Genomic DNA, 18,578 nt, shown 5'->3' with positions numbered 1-18,578 from the left:
CCGTTACCGCGCCATTCAGATACGGAATTGCTCGATCAGGCCGTTCAGTCTGCTCTCCAGGGTACGGATGCTCTGCGCTGCGGCGCGCGTCTGCTCCACCGTGGCATGGGTGTCCTCGCTGATACCGTTGGCACGCACCACACCGGCGCCCACCTGCTCCGCCACCCCGGCCTGCTCGACCGCCGCCTCGGCCATCTGCTGGATGTTCTGGTCGATGGCATCCACCGCCGCGGTGATGCGCTGCAGCGAAGCACTGGCTTGCTCCACACTGGTGCTCGCGAGATCTACCGCCTGCCGGCTCTCGCCCATCATGTCCATGGAGGACTGGCTGCGGTTTTGCAGCGACTGAATGATCGATTGAATTTCCTCGGTGGAGACCTGGGTGCGCTGCGCCAGACTGCGTACCTCATCGGCCACCACGGCGAAGCCACGCCCCTGATCGCCGGCCCGCGCCGCCTCGATGGCGGCGTTAAGCGCGAGCAGATTGGTCTGTTCGGCGATGCTGCGGATCACCGCCAGGACCGAGCCGATTCGCTCGCTGTCGGCGCCCAGAGCCTCGATCACCTCGGCCAGGCGAGCGACCTTGTCGGTCAGGCTGTGCATGGCCTGGCGATTGCCCTGGACACGGCTGAGTCCCTCATCGGCGGCGCGGCGGGCGTCGCCCGACAGCTGCTGGCCGTGGGTTGCGCTCTGGGCCATCTGCTGGGCACTGGCGGCCATCTGGGTCATGGCCGAGGCGACTTGCGCGCTCTCCTGATGCTGCAGTTCGACGTTCTGATGCGCCCGCTGCGTTGAAACCTGCAGGTCTTCGCCGGCGTCCTCAAGGGTTCGCGAGGCCTGGGCGACCTCGGCCACCGTGCCGCGAATCTTCTCGACGAAGGTGTTGAAGCTCGCGGCCAACTGGCCCAGGTCGTCCTTGCCCAGCACCGGCAGACGCTTGGTCAGATCGCCCTCGCCCTCCGCCATGTCCTGCAACATCAGGTTGATCTGCCGGAGCGTGCGCAGCAATGCCGCGGCGACCCCGTAAGCCACCAGCACGCCGAACAGCACCGCGGCCAACACCACGCCCCAGAGCAGGCGGCTGACATGCGAGACGGTAGCGTCGGCGGCGCTGCCCGCCTGCTGCATCGAGTCCATCAGGCTCTGCTGCAAGCGATTGGCCAGGTCGGCGATCTGCGGGTCGATAAGGTCCATCTGCACCAGGGTCGCGTTGCGCGCATCGACCAGCTCGACCACCTTGGCGGCGGCGCTCTTGTAGCGCTCCAGGCTGGCCAGGGCCTCAGTCAGTTGCTTGGTCAGGCGCTCGCTGCCACCGCGGTCGCGCAGCACCCCGATCATGCGCTGGGCATTGTCCAGCTCTCGGGCGAAGGACTTGGCCTGTTCGGCCTGGGTCTCCTGCAGGAACTGGTAGAGGTACTGACTGCCCAGCAACAGGTTGCGCATGCCCGCGCTGGAATAGAACACCGCGTCCAGGTTAAAGCTCATCTGGGCATCGCTCAGCACCGCCGACAGCACCTTCTCGATCGCCGGCCCGTGCTCGCTCAGCTCGCCAACGATCAGCGCCTGGCGCTGCTGACTGAGGGGGACCAGCTGCTCACGGAACAGGCGGCTGTACTGCACGCGCAGGTCTTCGATCTGCGCCAACAGGCGACTCTGAACGGGGTCCTGCAAGCGCTCGCCGGCGCTCGCCAGCGCCTGCGCCAGCTGTTGATCCAGTTCGTTGAAGCGTGTTTCGGCATTGGCGTCGCCACTGCGTGCGTACTGGCTCACGGCCAACTGCAGGCGCGCCATGCTGTCGGTGACCTGCGCCACCTGGTCCATACTCGGCCCCAGGTCGCGGGTAACCACCTCGACCCGATCGGCAATGCTGCGCAGCGACAGCGCGGACACAATGCCCAGCACGATCAGCAGGGTGCAGAGCACGGTCGGCACTATGGCCATCTTGTAGGCAATCCGCAGATCGGCGAACCAGCGCATAAGCAGGCATCCTCTGGCGACAGGAGTAGGGCCATGGGCGCCATGTTCGCGCCTATGCTGCGTATCGGCTGCGGCAGCCCATCGCTTGAGTCTATAACCCCCGCTGCGCAGCGGATCACTCAGGAGCGACCTGCATGAGCCTAAAAACAAAAGGCCACCCGAAGGTGGCCTTTTGTCGATCAAGTGCGCCTTAGGCGTTCTTGACTTCCCAACCGGTCAGCTCGGCCAGGGCCTTGCCGATGTCGGCCAGCGAACGCACGGTCTTCACACCGGCGTCCTGCAGGGCGGCGAACTTCTCGTCTGCAGTGCCCTTGCCGCCGGAGATGATCGCGCCGGCATGGCCCATGCGCTTGCCCGCCGGGGCAGTCACACCAGCGATGTAGGACACCACCGGCTTGGTCACGTTGGCCTTGATGAAGGCCGCGGCTTCTTCCTCGGCGCTGCCGCCGATCTCGCCGATCATCACGATCGCCTCGGTCTTCGGGTCTTCCTGGAACAGCTTGAGGATATCGATGAAGTTGGAACCCGGAATCGGGTCGCCACCGATGCCCACGCAGGTCGACTGGCCGAAACCGGCGTCGGTGGTCTGCTTGACGGCTTCATAGGTCAGGGTGCCGGAGCGCGACACGATACCGACCTTGCCCGGCAGGTGGATGTGGCCCGGCATGATGCCGATCTTGCACTCGCCAGGAGTGATCACGCCCGGGCAGTTCGGGCCGATCAGGACCACGCCCAGCTCGTCGCACTTGACCTTGGCTTCGAGCATGTCGATGGTCGCGATGCCTTCGGTGATGCAGACGATCAGCTTGATGCCGCCCATGGCCGCTTCAAGGATCGAGTCCTTGCAGAACGGAGCCGGTACGTAGATCACGCTGGCGGTGGCGCCGGTCTGCTCGACCGCTTCCTTGACGGTGTTGAACACCGGCAGGCCGAGGTGGGTGGTGCCGCCCTTGCCCGGGGTCACGCCGCCAACCATCTGGGTGCCGTAGGCGATGGCTTGTTCGGAGTGGAAAGTACCCTGCGAGCCGGTGAAGCCCTGGCAGATTACCTTGGTGTCTTTATTGATCAGGACGCTCATTACTTGCCCTCCGCAGCTTTGACGACTTGCTGAGCAGCGTCGGTCAGGCTGGTTGCCGCGATGATGTTCAAGCCACTTTCAGCCAGTACTTTGGCACCCAGTTCCGCGTTGTTGCCTTCGAGGCGAACCACGACCGGGATCTTCACGCCAACTTCCTTCACGGCACCGATGATGCCTTCGGCAATCATGTCGCAACGCACGATGCCGCCGAAGATGTTCACCAGAACGGCTTTGACGTTGTCGTCGGAGAGGATGATCTTGAACGCTTCGGTCACGCGCTCTTTGGTCGCGCCGCCGCCTACGTCGAGGAAGTTGGCCGGCTGACCGCCGTGCAGATTGACGATGTCCATGGTGCCCATGGCCAGGCCAGCGCCGTTGACCATGCAGCCGATGTTGCCTTCCAGCGCGACGTAGTTCAGTTCGAACTTGGCGGCGTGGGCCTCGCGCGGATCGTCCTGGGACGGGTCGTGCATGGCGCGCAGCTTCGGCTGACGGTACATGGCGTTGCTGTCGATGTTGATCTTGGCGTCCAGGCAGTGCAGGTTGCCATCGGCCTTGATCACCAGCGGGTTGACTTCCAGCAGGGCCAGGTCGTAGTCCTGGAACAGCTTGGCCAGGCCAACGAAGATGTGGGTGAACTGCTTGATCTGGTCACCCTGCAGGCCCAGCTGGAAGGCCAGCTCGCGGCCCTGGAACGGCTGCGCGCCGACCAGCGGGTCGATGGTGGCCTTGAGGATCTTCTCAGGGGTGTCGTGGGCCACTTTCTCGATGTCCACGCCACCTTCGGTGGAAGCCATGAACACGATGCGGCGGCTGGAACGGTCGACGACCGCGCCCAGGTACAGTTCCTTGGCGATGTCGGTGCAGGACTCAACCAGGATCTTGCTGACCGGCTGGCCGTTGGCGTCAGTCTGGTAGGTCACCAGACGCTTGCCCAGCCAGTTGGCGGCGAAGGCCTTAGCGTCTTCCTTGCTCTTGACCAGCTTCACGCCGCCCGCCTTGCCGCGGCCACCGGCATGCACTTGAGCCTTTACGACCCACTCACTGCCACCAATTTTCTCGCAGGCTGCTGCCGCTTCTTCCGGGGTGTCTACGGCGAAGCCCTTGGATACGGGCAGGCCGTATTCAGCGAACAGCTGCTTACCCTGATACTCATGGAGATTCATGCTTGTCTACCGTCTTCGTTTGGGTATTGCGCATTCGGTGCTGCACTTATGGTGCCGCACCACCTGTGACTGCAATCGAGAGCAGTCCGACGTACGTTCCGCGCCAAGCCTGGGCCGACGCGGGCAGATCGCCGTGGTTCTTATTGTCCTGCTGTCGCCAGCATCGGCTGCCCCACCGGAGGGGGAAGCGAGCCGATGCCGCGACCAGGCGCCTGTGACTCAGCGCTTCTTGCGGTTGGCGATGTGGATGGCGCCGCCGTTGACTGCCAGGGCTGCCTCGTGCAGCGCCTCGGACAGGGTCGGGTGCGAGAACACCATCATGCCCAGGTCTTCGGCACTGGTGCCGAATTCCATGCCGATCGCGCCCTGCTGCACCAGCTCGGCGGCGCTCGGGCCGATCACGTGTACGCCCAGTACGCGGTCGGTCTTGGCATCGGCGATCACCTTGACCAGGCCGCCGGTGTCGTTGGCCGCCATGGCCCGGCCGCTGGCGGCGAACGGGAAGGTACCGACATTGACTTCGACACCCTCGCCCTTGAGCTGCTGCTCGGTCTTGCCGACCCATGCGATTTCCGGGTGGGTGTAGATGACCGACGGGATCAGATCATAGTTCATCTGCGCCTTGTGACCGGCGATACGCTCGGCAACCATGACGCCCTCTTCCGAGGCCTTGTGTGCCAGCATGGCGCCGCGCACCACGTCACCGATGGCGTAGACGCCCGGCACGCTGGTGGCGCACTGGTCGTCGACGAAGATGAAGCCACGCTCGTCCATGTCGACACCGCTGTCGGAGGCCAGCAGCTCACTGGTCACCGGACGACGGCCGACCGCGACGATCAGCTTGTCGAAGGTCAACTGCTGCTCGCCGTCGGCGTCGGTGAAGTTCACGGTGACTTGCTTCTTCTTCACTTCCGAACCGGTCACGCGGGCGCCCAGGCGGATCTTCAGACCCTGCTTGGTCAGCGTCTTCATGGCTTCCTTGGCGATCTGATCGTCGGCCGCCGGGAGGAACTTCTCCAGTGCCTCGATCACGGTGACTTCGGCACCGAGGCGAGCCCACACCGAACCCAGCTCCAGACCAATCACGCCAGCGCCGATCACGCCCAGCTTCTTCGGCACGCTCTGGAACTCCAGGGCGCCAGTGGAATCGACGATCACGTCCTGATCCACCGGAGCCGGCGGGATGTCCACCGGCTTGGAGCCGGAGGCCAGAATCACGTTCGCGGCCTCGACCACCTGGGTGGTGCCGTCCAGGGCGGTAACTTCAACCTTCTTGCCGGCCAGCAGCTTGCCGTGGCCTTCCAGCAGGGTCACGCCGTTGGCCTTGAACAGGGTGCTGACGCCGCCGGTGAGGTTCTTCACGATATTGGCCTTGCGACCGATCATCGCCGGCACGTCGATGCTGACGCCCTTGGCTTCGATACCGTGGATGGCGAAATGGTCCTTCGCCTCATAGTACTTCCAGGAACTGTCCAGCAGGGCCTTGGACGGAATGCAACCGACGTTCAGGCAAGTACCGCCGAGGGCGATCTTGCCCTCTTTATCCTGGTACTTCTCGATGCACGCGGTCTTCAGACCGAGCTGGGCTGCTTTGATGGCTGCAACATAGCCGCCAGGGCCGGCACCGATGACTACCACGTCGAATTTCTGGGTCATAACTCATTCCTTCTCGGATGAAAACAACGGCCCCTTATGGGGGCCGTCGCGCTCAGGACAAACGGATTAAATATCCAACAGCAGACGCGCCGGGTCTTCCAGCAGGTCTTTCATGGTAACCAGGAAGGTCACGGCTTCCTTACCATCGATCAGGCGGTGGTCGTAGGACAGCGCCAGGTACATCATTGGCAGGATCACCACCTGACCGTTGACCGCCATTGGCCGCTCCTGGATCTTGTGCATGCCCAGGATCGCGGTTTGCGGCGGGTTGACGATCGGGGTCGACAGCAGCGAGCCGAACACACCACCGTTGGAGATGGTGAAGGTGCCGCCAGTCATGTCTTCGATGGTCAGCTTGCCGTCTTTGGCCTTCTTGCCGAAGGCGCCGATGGTGCCCTCGATCTCCGCCAGGCTCATGTGCTCGGCGTTACGCAGTACCGGCACCACCAGGCCACGGTCGCTGGACACGGCGACACCGATGTCCTGGTAACCGTGATAGACGATGTCGCTGCCATCGATCGAGGCATTGACGCCCGGCTGGCGCTTCAGCGCCTCGGTGGCGGCCTTGACGAAGAAGGACATGAAGCCCAGGCGCACGCCGTTGTGCTTCTTCTCGAACAGATCCTTGTACTTGGAGCGCAGCTCCATGATCGGCTTCATGTTGACTTCGTTGAAGGTGGTCAGCATGGCCATGGAGGACTGCGCCTCGACCAGGCGCTCGGCGACCTTGGCCCGCAGGCGAGTCATCGGCACGCGCTTCTCGACGCGGTCACCGGCTTCCAGCTTGGGTGCGGCAGCCTGAGCAGCCGGCTTGGCGGCCGGCGCAGCAGCCGGGGCCTTCTTCTTCGCCTCGACGGCGGCGACCACGTCTTCCTTGGTCACCCGGCCACCCTTGCCCGAACCGCTGATGCTGTTCGGGTCGATGCCGTTCTCTTCGGCCAGCTTGCGCGCGGCCGGCGAAAGGATCTGCTCGTCGCCGGCAGCCGCCGCGGCGGCGTCCTTTTCCTTGTCCGCCGGAGCCTCGGCAGACGACTTGCTCGGTGCCGCGGCCGCTGCGCCTTCGTTCAGTTTGCCCAGCAGCTCACCGCTGAGCACGGTGTCGCCTTCGTTCTTGACGATTTCGGCGAGCACGCCATCGGCCTCGGCCAGGACTTCCATCACCACCTTGTCGGTTTCGATGTCAACAATCAGTTCATCGCGCTTGACCGCATCCCCAGGCTTCTTGTGCCAGGTCGCAACGGTGCCGTCGGCAACCGACTCCGGAAAGGTAGGCGCTTTGATCTCGATAGCCATTATGTGTGGTTCCTTTAATTCGGTTTCTTCAGCGAGGCGGCCTAGGCGGGCCGCCTCTTTTGGGCGAAGGCGTTAAACGGTGAAAGCGTCTTGCAGCAGTTTTTCCTGCTGCTCGGCGTGCATCGAGGCATAACCACAGGCAGGCGCTGCGGAAGCATCACGACCGGCGTACTCGAGGAACAGTGTCTTCTTGTGCGCGGTGGCGACGCGACGCATGTGGTGCTGACTGCAGTACCAGGCGCCCTGGTTCATCGGCTCTTCCTGACACCAGACGATGTGCTTGAGGTTCTTGTACGGTGCCAGAACTTCGGCCAGGTCGTCTTCCGGGAACGGATAGAGCTGCTCGACCCGCACGATGGCAATGTCCTGACGCTCCTCGGCCCGACGCTTCTCCAGCAGGTCGTAGTACACCTTGCCGCTGCACAGGACGACGCGCTCGACCTTCTTCGGGTCGAGCGTATCGATCTCCGGGATCACCGTCTGGAACGAGCCATCGGCCAGGTCTTCCAGGGTCGAGATGGCCAATTTGTGGCGCAGCAACGACTTCGGAGTCAATACGACCAACGGCTTGCGCAGCGGGCGAATCACCTGACGGCGCAGCAGATGGTAGATCTGCGCCGGAGTGGTCGGTACGCAGACCTGCATGTTGTGCTCGGCGCTCAACTGCAGGAAGCGTTCCAGACGCGCCGAAGAGTGCTCGGGCCCCTGCCCTTCATAGCCGTGGGGCAGCAGCATGGTCAGGCCGCAGAGCCGGCCCCACTTGTGCTCGCCACTGGAAATGAACTGGTCGAATACCACCTGGGCACCGTTGGCGAAGTCGCCGAACTGTGCTTCCCAGATCACCAGCGCTTGGGGTTGGGTGGTCGCATAGCCGTATTCGAAGGCCAGTACCGCCTCTTCCGACAGGAAGGAGTCGTACAGGTCGAAACGCGGCTGCCCCTCGTAGAGGTTCTGCAACGGCAGGTAGGTGCCGGCGTCCTTCTGGTTGTGCAACGCCGCATGACGGTGCGAGAAGGTGCCGCGACCGATGTCCTGCCCGGTCATGCGAATCGGGTGGCCTTCGAACAACAGGGTGGCGTAGGCCATGGTTTCGGCATAGCCCCAGTTGATCGGCAGCGCACCGGCGCCCATCTTCTGACGATCTTCGAGGATCTTCGCGACCTGGCGCTGGACCACGAAGCCTTCCGGGATATCCAGCAGCTTGTTGGAAAGGTCCTGCAGCGTCTTCAGATCGAAACGGGTGTCGTGCCGCGCGGTCCAGGCATGGCCCAGGTACGGGCGCCAGTCGACGAACAGTTCCTTGTTCGGCTCCTTGACCAGGCTCTTGACCACGTGCTGACCATTGTCCAGCGCAGTACGGTACTCGTCGATCTTGGACTGCACCTCGTCGGCCGAATGACTGACCGCACTGGTCAGCGACTCGGCGTACAGCTCGCGCGTGGTGCGCTGCTTGGTGATCTGCTGATACATCAACGGCTGGGTACCACTCGGCTCGTCGGCCTCGTTGTGGCCGCGGCGGCGGTAGCAAACCAGGTCGATGACCACGTCGCGTTTGTACTGCATGCGGTAATCGACGGCCAGCTGGGTGACGAACAGCACGGCCTCCGGATCATCGCCATTCACATGGAAGATCGGTGCCTGGATCATCTTCGCCACGTCGGTGCAGTACTCGGTGGAGCGCGAGTCTTCCGCACGGCTGGTGGTGAAGCCGACCTGGTTGTTGATCACGATATGGATGGTGCCGCCCGTCTTGAAGCCGCGGGTCTGCGACATCTGGAAGGTTTCCATGACCACGCCCTGACCGGCGAAGGCCGCGTCACCGTGGATGGAGATCGGCAACACCTTGTCGCCGGACACGTCATTGCGCCGATCCTGGCGCGCGCGCACCGAGCCCTCGACCACCGGAGAGACGATTTCCAGGTGCGACGGGTTGAACGCCAACGCCAGGTGAACTTCGCCACCGGCGGTCATGACGTTGGAGGAGAAGCCCTGGTGGTACTTCACGTCACCCGAGCTGAGGCCCTCGACCTTCTTGCCCTCGAACTCGTCGAACAGGTCGCGCGGGTTCTTGCCGAAGGTGTTGACCAGAACGTTCAGACGGCCACGGTGGGCCATGCCAATGACGATTTCCTTGGTGCCATAGGAGCCGGAGCGCTGAATCACCTCGTCCAGCAGAGGGATCAGGCTTTCGCCGCCCTCCAGACCGAAACGCTTGGTGCCCGGATACTTGGTACCCAGGTACTTCTCCAGACCTTCGGCCGCAGTCAGGCGCTCAAGCAGGTGGCCCTGAACTTCCGGGGAAAACTGCGGACGGCCGCGCACGCTCTCCAGACGCTGCTGGAACCAGCTGCGCTGCTCGGAGTCGACGATGTGGGTGAACTCGGCGCCAATGGTGCGGCAATATGTCTGCTGCAACGCATCGCGAATTTCGCGCAGAGTAGCCTCTTCCTTGCCAATGAACAGACCACCGGTGCGGAAGGTCGTGTCCAGGTCGGCATCGGTCAGGCCATAGTGATTGATCGCCAGATCGGCCGGTACCGGACGCTGCCAGAGCCCAAGCGGGTCCAGCTTGGCGGCCTGATGGCCACGCATGCGATAGGCCTGAATCATGCGCAGCACTTCGACCTGCTTCTTTTCGTGCTCGCTGCTCACGCTGCCGGCGGAAACCGGTTGGGCGCGGCGCTGATTCTTGGCGAGCAAGACGAAATGATCGCGAATCGTCGAGTGCGATACGTCTGTAGCGGCGCTGCCGTCGCTCGGCAACTTCTGGAAGTAGGTGCGCCACTCTTCTGGCACAGCGTTGGGATCGTGCAGGTAGAGCTCATAGAGCTCTTCCACATAGGCAGCGTTGCCACCAGATAGGTGGGCACTGTCCCACATGCGCTGCATCACGCTTTCTTGCATGCTTGGTCACCCTCAGTAAGGGGACACCACCGGCGTGGAAACCGCATGGGCTTATGAAGTCCTGAAGCAGCGACTTCGGTAAAGCCACCACGGATCCCGCAGATAGTCCGGGTACCAGCCCGGATGCCCCTGCTGGTCGTCATATTTTCAAATAAGAACCACGGCTTTGTGAGCTGTGGTTCTGGCTCAAGCTGCGGCACCGGGTTGAAGCCAGCGCCGCAGGTGTAACGGGTACCGCAAACAGCCGAGAATCAGGTACCGCTTTGCAGCAGCATGTTGCGTACGTGACCGATCGCCTTGGTCGGATTGAGACCCTTGGGGCAAACGTTCACGCAGTTCATGATGCCGCGGCAGCGGAACACGCTGAATGGATCGTCCAGCGACGCCAGACGCTCTTCGGTCTTGGTGTCGCGGCTGTCGGCCAGGAAACGATAGGCTTGCAACAGCGCGGCAGGGCCGAGGAACTTGTCCGGATTCCACCAGAACGACGGGCAGCTGGTCGAGCAGCAGGCACACAGGATGCACTCGTAGAGGCCATCCAGCTTCTCGCGCTCTTCCGGCGACTGCAGGCGCTCGATGGCCGGCGCCGGCGTGTCGTTCTGCAGGAACGGCTGCACCTTCTCGTACTGCTTGTAGAAGATGCTCATGTCGACGACCAGGTCACGGATGACCGGCAGACCGGGCAACGGACGAATGACCAGCTTGCCACCCCTGAGGCCGGCCGCCGAAAGCGGCGTGATGCAGGCCAGGCCGTTCTTGCCGTTGATGTTCATGCCGTCGGAGCCACACACGCCCTCGCGGCAGGAACGACGGTAGGAGAAGCCCTCGTCCTGTTCCTTGATCAGCGCCAGCACGTCGAGGACCATGATGTCCTTGCCGCCGGTATCGACCTGGAAGTCCTGCATGAACGGCGCAGCGTCCTGCTCCGGGTTGTAGCGATAAACACTGACTTGCAACATATCAGTCACCCTTAATAAGTCCGAACCTTGGGTTCAAACGCCGGCACTGTCTTCGGCGCGAAGTTGACGGCACGCTTGCTCACGCGCTTCTCACCCGGGAAATACAGGGAGTGGCACAGCCAGTTTTCGTCATCACGCTCTTCAAAGTCTTCGCGGGCATGGGCACCACGGGACTCTTTGCGGGTCTCCGCAGCCACCGCAGTCGCCTCGGCCACTTCAAGAAGGTTCTGCAGCTCCAGTGCCTCGATACGCGCAGTGTTGAACGCCTGGCTCTTGTCTGCGATCTTGACGTTCGCAATGCGCTCACGCAGGTCGGACAGTTGCTGGATGCCCTTCTGCATGTACTCGCCGGTGCGGAATACGCCGAAGTAGTTCTGCATGCAGTTCTGCAGTTCTTTACGCAGCGGCGCCACGTCTTCGCCGCTGGTGCGCTCGTTGACCCCGGACAGACGCTTCAGCGACTGCTCGATATCGGTCTGGGAGGCGCCACGAACTTCGACACCCTCCTTCAGCGCTTTCTCCAGATGCAGGCCGGCGGCCCGGCCGAATACCACCAGGTCGAGCAGAGAGTTGCCGCCCAGGCGGTTGGCGCCATGCACCGACACACAGGCCACTTCGCCGACAGCGAACAGGCCTTCGATGATCTTGTCGTTGCCGTTGGCATCCTGGGTGATCGCCTGACCATGGATGTTGGTGGCGACGCCGCCCATCATGTAGTGGCAGGTGGGCACGACCGGAACCGGCGCGACGACCGGGTCGACGTGGGCGAAGGTCTTCGACAGCTCACAGATACCCGGCAGGCGGCTGTGCAGCACTTCCTCGCCCAGGTGATCGAGCTTGAGCATCACATGATCGCCTTCCGGACCACAGCCGTTACCGGCGATGATTTCCTTGACCATGGAGCGCGCGACCACGTCGCGGCCCGCCAGGTCCTTGGCGTTCGGCGCATAGCGTTCCATGAAACGCTCGCCGTGCTTGTTGATCAGGTAACCGCCCTCACCGCGGCAACCTTCGGTCACCAGCACGCCGGCTCCGGCGATGCCGGTCGGGTGGAACTGCCACATCTCGATGTCCTGCACCGGCACACCGGCACGCAGGGCCATGCCGACGCCGTCGCCGGTGTTGATCAAGGCATTGGTGGTCGAGGCGTAAATGCGACCGGCACCGCCGGTGGCCAGCACCACGGCCTTGGAACGGATGTAGACGGTTTCACCATTCTCCAGGCAGATGGCGATGACACCGACGATGGCGCCATCCTGGTTCTTCACCAGATCGACCGCGTACCATTCGTTGAGGAACGAAGTGCCGGCCTTGAGGTTGGCCTGATACAGAGTGTGCAACAGGGCATGACCGGTACGGTCGGCGGCGGCGCAGGTACGCGCAGCCTGGGTCGGATTATCCGGCCCCTTGGACTGACCACCGAACGGACGCTGATAGATGCGGCCCTGTTCGGTGCGGGAGAACGGCAGGCCCATGTGCTCGAGCTCGAACACCGCTTCCGGGCCGACGGAACACATGTACTCGATGGCATCCTGGTCACCGATGTAGTCGGAGCCCTTGACGGTGTCGTACATGTGCCAGCGCCAATCATCGTTCGGGTCGGCCGAAGCGATGGCGCAGGTGATGCCGCCCTGAGCGGACACGGTGTGCGAGCGAGTCGGGAATACCTTGGTCACCACGGCAGTCTTGTGACCGCCCTGCGCCAGCTGCAGCGCGGCGCGCATGCCGGCACCACCGCCACCTACGATGATGGCGTCATAAGAAAGAGTACGAATGCTAGTCATGAATCAGATACCCCAAAGAATCTGCACGCCCCAGGCGAGAAACACGAAGATGGCAATGCCACACGCGGCCTGAAAGATAAAACGCACGGCAGTCGCCGACTTGCCCAGCGCCATCGGGGTCAGGTAGTCAGTGGAAATCGTCCACATACCAACCCACGCATGGGCGCAGAGCGCCACCAGCGCCAGCAGACTGAAGATGCGCATAGCATCATTGGAGAACAGACCCTGCCATTCGGCGAAACCCATACCGGGGTTGAGCACGACATAGCCAAGCAGAAACAGCGTGTAAGCCGCAAGAACGACCGCAGAAACCCGTTGAACCATCCAGTCGGCAAGGCCCGAACGAGCAAAGTTGGTGACATTAGTTACCATATCCACACCCCCAGCAGCAGGATCACGACCACCGAAACGGCGATGACGATTTGCGAGCCCAGCTTGCCGCCTTCCAGCGTCTCACCGATGCCCATGTCCATGATCAAGTGGCGCACACCGGCCACCAGGTGGTACAGCAGAGCGGACAGCAATCCCCAAATCACGAACTTGGCCAGCGGACTGGTCAGGCATTCCTTCACCTGGGCAAAGCCCTCCTCGGAAGCCAGCGACTTGTCGAGGCCGAACAGCAGCACGGCGATTCCGACGAAGAGGATGACACCGGAGATACGGTGAAGAATGGACGTGTAAGCGGTGACTGGGAGTTTGATAGTCCTAAGGTCTAGGTTTACAGGTCGTTGGCTATTCACGGCTTTTTTATCACACTGAGAGCCCCAAACTAGCAGGGCAAAGTTGTCGGGAAGTGCACTGGTCAGGTACCCATCACCCAAGGAGTGACGACCACTTCAGACAGGGCGCAAAGCCCCCGGCGGTCGGGCGCAGAGTATAGACAGTTAGGTTACTAATGACAACGTGAAGGCCGCGAGCCAACGGCGGATTACGCACCCTTTATAGAGGAAGCGAGCAACCGATCCTTACCACAAAAACTGCCCGAAAACCCTTCTGGGCCGTGGGTTTAGGCAAATTGACTTTCGGATTTATCTCACTATAGTGGTGCGGGCCCTGCGTGGGGGGCTGACAGATGATTTCAAGCATAACTAGGAGGCCACCCATGGCTGACAAAAAAGCGCAGTTGATCATCGAGGGCGCTGCCCCCGTCGAGCTGCCCGTTTTAACCGGCACCGTTGGTCCCGATGTAATTGACGTACGGGGCTTAACCGCCACGGGCCGTTTCACTTTTGATCCTGGCTTTATGTCCACCGCCTCTTGCGAGTCGAAGATCACCTATATCGACGGCGACAAGGGCGTTCTGCTGCACCGCGGCTACCCCATCGAACAGCTGGCCGATCAGTCCGATTACCTGGAAACCTGTTACCTGCTGCTCAACGGCGAATTGCCGAACACAGAGCAGAAGGCCGCCTTCGTCAGCTCCATCAAGAACCACACCATGGTTCATGAGCAGCTGAAGACCTTCTTCAACGGTTTCCGCCGCGACGCACACCCGATGGCCATCATGTGCGGCGTGGTCGGCGCGCTCTCCGCCTTCTATCACGACTCCCTGGACATCAATAACCCACAGCACCGCGACATTTCCGCGATGCGCCTGATCGCCAAGATGCCGACCCTGGCCGCGATGGTTTACAAGTACTCCATGGGCCAACCCATGATGTACCCGCGCAACGACCTGAACTACGCGGAAAACTTCCTGCACATGATGTTCAACACCCCGTGCGAGATCAAACCGATCAGCCCGGTGCTGGCCAAGGCGATGGACAAGATCTTCATCCTCCATGCCGACCATGAGCAGAACGCGTCGACCTCCACCGTGCGCCTGGCCGGCTCCTCCGGCGCCAACCCCTTCGCCTGCATCGCCGCCGGCATCGCCGCCCTCTGGGGCCCGGCACACGGCGGCGCCAACGAAGCGGTGCTGAGCATGCTGGACGAGATTGGCAGCGTCGACAACATCGACACCTATATCGCCAAGGCCAAGGACAAGAACGACCCGTTCAAGTTGATGGGCTTCGGCCATCGCGTGTACAAGAATTTCGACCCGCGCGCCAAGGTGATGAAGCAGACCTGCGACGAAGTCCTGGCCGAACTGGGGATCAACAACGATCCACAGCTGCAGCTGGCGATGAAGCTGGAAGAAATTGCGCGCAAGGATCCCTACTTCAAGGAGCGCAACCTGTACCCGAACGTCGACTTCTACTCGGGCATCATCCTCAAGGCGATCGGCATTCCGACCAGCATGTTCACCGTGATCTTCGCCCTGGCGCGGACTGTCGGCTGGATTTCGCACTGGAAGGAAATGCTTTCCAGCCCCTACAAGATCGGCCGTCCGCGTCAGCTGTACACCGGTCACCCGCAGCGCGACCTGCCGCGCTAAGCGAGCTCGGTGCGCTGAACGAAAAAGGCTGCCTCAGGCAGCCTTTTTTGCGTTTCTGCGCCTCCATTCGCAGACCCATCACTCACCGCAAGCTGATCAACTGGCCCAGGCGGTGCTTTGCTCCAGCCAGCCAAGCAGCTGAATGGCCTCCTCGCGAGTCGCCCCGCACACTTCGATGTCGGCCTGAAAGGCCGAGCACACGGCCGGCCGCTCAGGCTTGCCAAACAAACCGCAATAATTGTCGACCGACAGCTGCACGCAGCGCTCGCCGGCCGCTTTGCCTTTCGGCATGCCAGGGATTGGAGAACTGATCGAAGGGGCAATGCAACAGGCGCCACAGCCAGGACGGCAATTCATGACGACAGAAACCTCGGTGAATTAAGAGGATACGGACAGTTCGGCGATTTTATCCGATAGCCGACCGAACTGGCACCTCCTCACTGAGGCGCCAGCTCGGCCGACAGTCGGCAGCGGCGTCGCTCGCCACAAGGTGCGCCTCGGTCCTGTTAACGGCGAGCGGCCGCCCACTCAGGGCTGTTTAGACGACTTCAGTCGGGCAATCAGGCTGGAGGTATCCCAACGATTGCCCCCCATCGCCTGCACATCTGCATAGAACTGATCGACCAGGGCGGTGACAGGCAGCTGCGCACCATTACGCCGCGCCTCCTCAAGCAGGATCGACAGATCCTTGCGCATCCAGTCCACGGCGAAACCAAAGTCGAACTCACCGGCCAGCATGGTCTTGTGGCGATTTTCCAGCTGCCAGGACTGCGCCGCCCCCTTGCTGATCACCTCCATCGCGCCCTCGGCGTCGAGGCCCGCACACTGAGCGAAATGCAGGGCTTCGGACAACCCCTGCACCAGGCCGCCGATACAGATCTGGTTGACCATCTTGGTCAGTTGGCCGCTACCGGCCGCGCCCATCAGCCGCACCATTCGCGCGTAGGCCTGAAGCACCGGCTCGGCCCGCGCATAGTCCTGGGCTTCACCGCCGACCATCACGGTCAGTACGCCGTTCTGTGCTCCGGCCTGGCCGCCGGATACCGGCGCATCGAGGAAACCCAGTTGGCGCTCGGCAGCCTCGGCGGCCAGTTCGCGGGCCACATTCGCCGACGCCGTAGTGTGGTCGACCAGAATGGCCCCGGGCGCCATGCCCGCGAAGGCGCCATCGCCCCCCAACACCACGCCGCGCAGATCGTCGTCATTGCCCACACACACCATTACGAAATCTGCGCCCCGGGCCGCTTCGCGGGGGGTCGGCGCACTGCTGCCGGCGTATTCGCCCAACCATTGCGCGGCCTTCGCCGCGGTGCGGTTGTAGACGCACAGCTGATGCCCGGCTCGTGCCAGATGCCCTGCCATCGGGTATCCCATTACGCCCAAACCGATAAAGGCAACCTTCGCCATAAACACCTCCAAAAACAGGAGCGGCAAGCCTATCACGGGGCTTGCCAGGCCAGGAAAGCCCTGCATACTGGCGCTAGCGCAAAGGAGGGCCTATGGGACACTGGCTGGTTATCGACCTGGAAGCCACCACCGAAGAAGGTGGCTGGCCACTGGAGGACATGGAGATCATCGAGATCGGCGCCAGCCTGGTCAGCAGCGGCGGCCATGAAGTGGATCATTTCCAGCGCTTCGTGCGACCGCTGCGCCGCCCTCACCTCACCGCTTTCTGCCGCGGCCTGACCCATATCGATCAAACAAAAATCGATGCAGCTTCGCCGCTGAGCAATGTTTGGCCGCAGTTCGAGCGCTGGCTGTCTGGCCATCAACCACGCCTGACCGGCTGGGCCAGTTGGGGTGACTACGACCGACGGCAACTGGAGCAAGACTGGCAGTGCCAAGAACTGACCAGCTACCTGAGCCTGATCCCCCACCTCAACCTCAAGCGCCGCTTCGCCGAAGCCCGCCAGCTACCCCGCCCGGTGGGCCTCAACCGCGCTCTGCAGCTGGCGGGCCTCCAGTTCAGCGGCCAGCAGCATCGGGCCCTCAACGATGCACGCAACACCGCACGTCTGCTGCCGCTGATCCTGCCCCTATAACCCGGCGCAAAGCGGATGACGGCCTGCAATGGCTTGGGCATACTGGCGGCCTTTTTTCCGCCCCTTTGCGAGGAATTGCAGATGTTCAAGGTCAACGAATACTTCGACGGCACCGTCAAATCCATCGCCTTCGAAATGGCCGAAGGGCCAGCTTCGATCGGCGTGATGGCGCCAGGGGAGTACGAATTCGGCACCAACCAACTCGAAGTCATGCACGTGATCAGCGGCGCCCTGACGGTCAAACTGCCGGGTGGCGACAACTGGGAAACCTTTGCCGCCGGCAGCCAGTTCACCGTACCGGCGAACAGCAAGTTCCAGTTGCAGGTCGCTATTGAGACGGCCTACCTCTGCGAATATCGCTAAGCTCTGCGGCCCGATAGAAACCGGCCCAGGTGGCCGGTTTTTTATTGCCTTGTATTTTCGGCAGGATGCTCATGACGTTCCGTTCTTTCAGGGCCACCTCGGTCCTACTGCCCATCGCACTGCTCCTGGTGGCGATGACTTCCCTGCAGAGCGGTGCTTCCCTGGCCAAGGGCCTGTTTCCCCTGGTCGGCGCCGAAGGCACGACTGCTCTACGCCTCGGCTTTGCTGCACTGATCCTCTGCCTGTTCATGCGCCCCTGGCGGGCACGCCTGACCTTGCGCTCGTGCCGGTCACTGCTGGCCTATGGGCTCACCCTGGGCTGCATGAACCTGCTGTTTTACAAATCCTTGAACAGCATTCCCCTGGGCGTTGCGGTGGCACTTGAATTCACCGGGCCGCTCGCCCTCGCGCTGTTGTCATCGCGACGCCTGCTCGATTTTATCTGGGTTGCCCTGGCGATATTCGGCCTCTGGCTGCTCATGCCCAGCCATCAAAGCGAGTCGCCGCTGGACCCTGTGGGAATGGCCTTGGCATTGGCTGCTGGGCTGTGCTGGGCCCTGTACATCGTCTTCGGCAAGAAAGCCGGCGCTGAGCATGGCTCATACACAGTGGTGCTTGGCACCTTGATCGCCGCCTTGCTGATATTGCCGGTAGGGGTGTGGCATGCCGGCAGCAGCCTGTTTTCGTTGCAGCTGCTGCCGCTGGCAGTGGCCGTGGCGCTGATGTCATCCGCCCTGCCCTATAGCCTGGAGATGATTGCACTGACGCGACTGCCCGTGCGCACCTTCAGCACCCTGATGAGCATGGAGCCGGCCATTGCCGCGCTTTCCGCCCTGTTGATCCTCAACGAGCAGCTGACCACGACGCAGTGGCTGGCCGTCGGCGCCATCATCCTCGCGTCGGCCGGCGCCTCGGCGACGATCAAGCCGCACGGCAACCCCACCGAAAACCCGGCTTCCTAGGGCGCCAGGCCGACAAG

At 62.4% G+C, this 18,578-nt stretch carries 16 protein-coding genes and 1 pseudogene; 4 read left to right on the top strand and 13 right to left on the bottom strand.

From position 1 onward, the window contains the following. Positions 1 to 15: 15 nt before the first annotated feature. The 11 genes and pseudogenes from KDW96_RS22365 to sdhC form a co-directional block, all read right to left on the bottom strand. Positions 16 to 720: a methyl-accepting chemotaxis protein gene (locus KDW96_RS22365; protein ID WP_370295475.1), complete on the bottom strand. Its 705-nt coding sequence runs from the start codon at positions 718 to 720 to the stop codon at positions 16 to 18. Between the two features lie 201 nt (positions 721 to 921). After that, a pseudogene (locus KDW96_RS22360) lies at positions 922 to 966 on the bottom strand (hypothetical protein); the annotation flags it as partial. A 1,201-nt stretch (positions 967 to 2,167) separates the two neighbouring features. Next, positions 2,168 to 3,055: a succinate--CoA ligase subunit alpha gene (gene sucD / locus KDW96_RS21995; RefSeq protein ID WP_255838333.1), complete on the bottom strand. Its 888-nt coding sequence runs from the start codon at positions 3,053 to 3,055 to the stop codon at positions 2,168 to 2,170. Continuing rightward, positions 3,055 to 4,221 (bottom strand): ADP-forming succinate--CoA ligase subunit beta, encoded by a 1,167-nt coding sequence (gene sucC / locus KDW96_RS21990; protein ID WP_208706747.1) that lies wholly within the window; start codon positions 4,219 to 4,221, stop codon positions 3,055 to 3,057. Before sucC ends, sucD begins: the two co-directional genes overlap by 1 nt. Before the next feature lie 219 nt (positions 4,222 to 4,440). Further along, positions 4,441 to 5,877: a dihydrolipoyl dehydrogenase gene (gene lpdA / locus KDW96_RS21985; RefSeq protein ID WP_255838332.1), complete on the bottom strand. Its 1,437-nt coding sequence runs from the start codon at positions 5,875 to 5,877 to the stop codon at positions 4,441 to 4,443. 66 nt (positions 5,878 to 5,943) lie between these two features. After that, on the bottom strand, positions 5,944 to 7,170 hold the full coding sequence (gene odhB / locus KDW96_RS21980) for a 2-oxoglutarate dehydrogenase complex dihydrolipoyllysine-residue succinyltransferase (RefSeq protein WP_255838331.1): 1,227 nt from the start codon (positions 7,168 to 7,170) through the stop codon (positions 5,944 to 5,946). Between the two features lie 72 nt (positions 7,171 to 7,242). Then, the gene (locus KDW96_RS21975; protein ID WP_255838330.1) at positions 7,243 to 10,074 is read right to left on the bottom strand and encodes a 2-oxoglutarate dehydrogenase E1 component; all 2,832 of its coding nucleotides are present in this window, start codon (positions 10,072 to 10,074) and stop codon (positions 7,243 to 7,245) included. A gap of 251 nt (positions 10,075 to 10,325) precedes the next feature. After that, positions 10,326 to 11,033, bottom strand: coding sequence for a succinate dehydrogenase iron-sulfur subunit (locus KDW96_RS21970; RefSeq protein WP_255838329.1), 708 nt, complete (start codon positions 11,031 to 11,033; stop codon positions 10,326 to 10,328). 11 nt (positions 11,034 to 11,044) lie between these two features. Further along, entirely contained in the window at positions 11,045 to 12,817 is a 1,773-nt protein-coding gene (gene sdhA / locus KDW96_RS21965; RefSeq protein ID WP_255838328.1) for a succinate dehydrogenase flavoprotein subunit, read from the bottom strand. A gap of 3 nt (positions 12,818 to 12,820) precedes the next feature. Then, positions 12,821 to 13,189 (bottom strand): succinate dehydrogenase, hydrophobic membrane anchor protein, encoded by a 369-nt coding sequence (gene sdhD / locus KDW96_RS21960; RefSeq protein WP_255838327.1) that lies wholly within the window; start codon positions 13,187 to 13,189, stop codon positions 12,821 to 12,823. Continuing rightward, complete coding sequence (sdhC, locus tag KDW96_RS21955; protein ID WP_213638103.1) at positions 13,183 to 13,557, bottom strand: succinate dehydrogenase, cytochrome b556 subunit; 375 nt, start codon at positions 13,555 to 13,557, stop codon at positions 13,183 to 13,185. The genes sdhD and sdhC overlap by 7 nt, the downstream gene beginning before the upstream one ends. 362 nt (positions 13,558 to 13,919) lie before the next feature. On the opposite strand from sdhC, the gene gltA reads away from it, so the two are divergent. Further along, positions 13,920 to 15,194, top strand: a complete 1,275-nt coding sequence (gene gltA / locus KDW96_RS21950) for a citrate synthase (RefSeq protein WP_255838326.1) — start codon at positions 13,920 to 13,922, stop codon at positions 15,192 to 15,194. Between the two features lie 96 nt (positions 15,195 to 15,290). Here gltA and KDW96_RS21945 read toward each other — a convergent pair whose 3' ends face one another. Next, positions 15,291 to 15,551: a YkgJ family cysteine cluster protein gene (locus KDW96_RS21945; protein WP_255838325.1), complete on the bottom strand. Its 261-nt coding sequence runs from the start codon at positions 15,549 to 15,551 to the stop codon at positions 15,291 to 15,293. 171 nt (positions 15,552 to 15,722) lie between these two features. Then, positions 15,723 to 16,601: an NAD(P)-dependent oxidoreductase gene (locus KDW96_RS21940; RefSeq protein WP_255838324.1), complete on the bottom strand. Its 879-nt coding sequence runs from the start codon at positions 16,599 to 16,601 to the stop codon at positions 15,723 to 15,725. Between the two features lie 92 nt (positions 16,602 to 16,693). Here KDW96_RS21940 and KDW96_RS21935 point away from each other — a divergent pair, with 92 nt between their 5' ends. The 3 genes from KDW96_RS21935 (at position 16,694) to rhtA (ending at position 18,561) form a co-directional block, all read left to right on the top strand. After that, a complete protein-coding gene (locus KDW96_RS21935) occupies positions 16,694 to 17,236 on the top strand; it encodes a 3'-5' exonuclease (RefSeq protein ID WP_255838323.1) in 543 nt (180 codons plus the stop codon). An 81-nt stretch (positions 17,237 to 17,317) separates the two neighbouring features. Then, complete coding sequence (gene ppnP, locus KDW96_RS21930; RefSeq protein ID WP_255838322.1) at positions 17,318 to 17,599, top strand: pyrimidine/purine nucleoside phosphorylase; 282 nt, start codon at positions 17,318 to 17,320, stop codon at positions 17,597 to 17,599. A gap of 71 nt (positions 17,600 to 17,670) precedes the next feature. Next, positions 17,671 to 18,561 carry a threonine/homoserine exporter RhtA gene (gene rhtA / locus KDW96_RS21925; RefSeq protein ID WP_255840593.1) on the top strand — a complete coding sequence of 297 codons (891 nt, stop codon included), beginning with the start codon at positions 17,671 to 17,673 and terminating at the stop codon, positions 18,559 to 18,561. Positions 18,562 to 18,578: the final 17 nt, after the last annotated feature.

The sequence above is a fragment of the Pseudomonas benzenivorans genome (assembly GCF_024397895.1).
Classification (GTDB): Bacteria; Pseudomonadota; Gammaproteobacteria; order Pseudomonadales; family Pseudomonadaceae; genus Aquipseudomonas; species Aquipseudomonas benzenivorans_A.
The sequence above is the reverse complement of the archived record's forward strand: the minus strand, read 5'-3'. Positions and strand labels throughout refer to the sequence as shown.

What these genes read in the sequence shown, in the direction of transcription:
- KDW96_RS22365 (WP_370295475.1), bottom strand. Translation starts at nt 720, where the DNA reads ATGGCCGCCAGTGCCCAGCAGATGGCCCAGAGCGCAACCCACGGCCAG.
- sucD (WP_255838333.1), bottom strand. Translation starts at nt 3,055, where the DNA reads ATGAGCGTCCTGATCAATAAAGACACCAAGGTAATCTGCCAGGGCTTC.
- sucC (WP_208706747.1), bottom strand. Translation starts at nt 4,221, where the DNA reads ATGAATCTCCATGAGTATCAGGGTAAGCAGCTGTTCGCTGAATACGGC.
- lpdA (WP_255838332.1), bottom strand. Translation starts at nt 5,877, where the DNA reads ATGACCCAGAAATTCGACGTGGTAGTCATCGGTGCCGGCCCTGGCGGC.
- odhB (WP_255838331.1), bottom strand. Translation starts at nt 7,170, where the DNA reads ATGGCTATCGAGATCAAAGCGCCTACCTTTCCGGAGTCGGTTGCCGAC.
- KDW96_RS21975 (WP_255838330.1), bottom strand. Translation starts at nt 10,074, where the DNA reads ATGCAAGAAAGCGTGATGCAGCGCATGTGGGACAGTGCCCACCTATCT.
- KDW96_RS21970 (WP_255838329.1), bottom strand. Translation starts at nt 11,033, where the DNA reads ATGTTGCAAGTCAGTGTTTATCGCTACAACCCGGAGCAGGACGCTGCG.
- sdhA (WP_255838328.1), bottom strand. Translation starts at nt 12,817, where the DNA reads ATGACTAGCATTCGTACTCTTTCTTATGACGCCATCATCGTAGGTGGC.
- sdhD (WP_255838327.1), bottom strand. Translation starts at nt 13,189, where the DNA reads ATGGTAACTAATGTCACCAACTTTGCTCGTTCGGGCCTTGCCGACTGG.
- gltA (WP_255838326.1), top strand. Translation starts at nt 13,920, where the DNA reads ATGGCTGACAAAAAAGCGCAGTTGATCATCGAGGGCGCTGCCCCCGTC.
- KDW96_RS21945 (WP_255838325.1), bottom strand. Translation starts at nt 15,551, where the DNA reads ATGAATTGCCGTCCTGGCTGTGGCGCCTGTTGCATTGCCCCTTCGATC.
- KDW96_RS21940 (WP_255838324.1), bottom strand. Translation starts at nt 16,601, where the DNA reads ATGGCGAAGGTTGCCTTTATCGGTTTGGGCGTAATGGGATACCCGATG.
- KDW96_RS21935 (WP_255838323.1), top strand. Translation starts at nt 16,694, where the DNA reads ATGGGACACTGGCTGGTTATCGACCTGGAAGCCACCACCGAAGAAGGT.
- ppnP (WP_255838322.1), top strand. Translation starts at nt 17,318, where the DNA reads ATGTTCAAGGTCAACGAATACTTCGACGGCACCGTCAAATCCATCGCC.
- rhtA (WP_255840593.1), top strand. Translation starts at nt 17,671, where the DNA reads ATGACGTTCCGTTCTTTCAGGGCCACCTCGGTCCTACTGCCCATCGCA.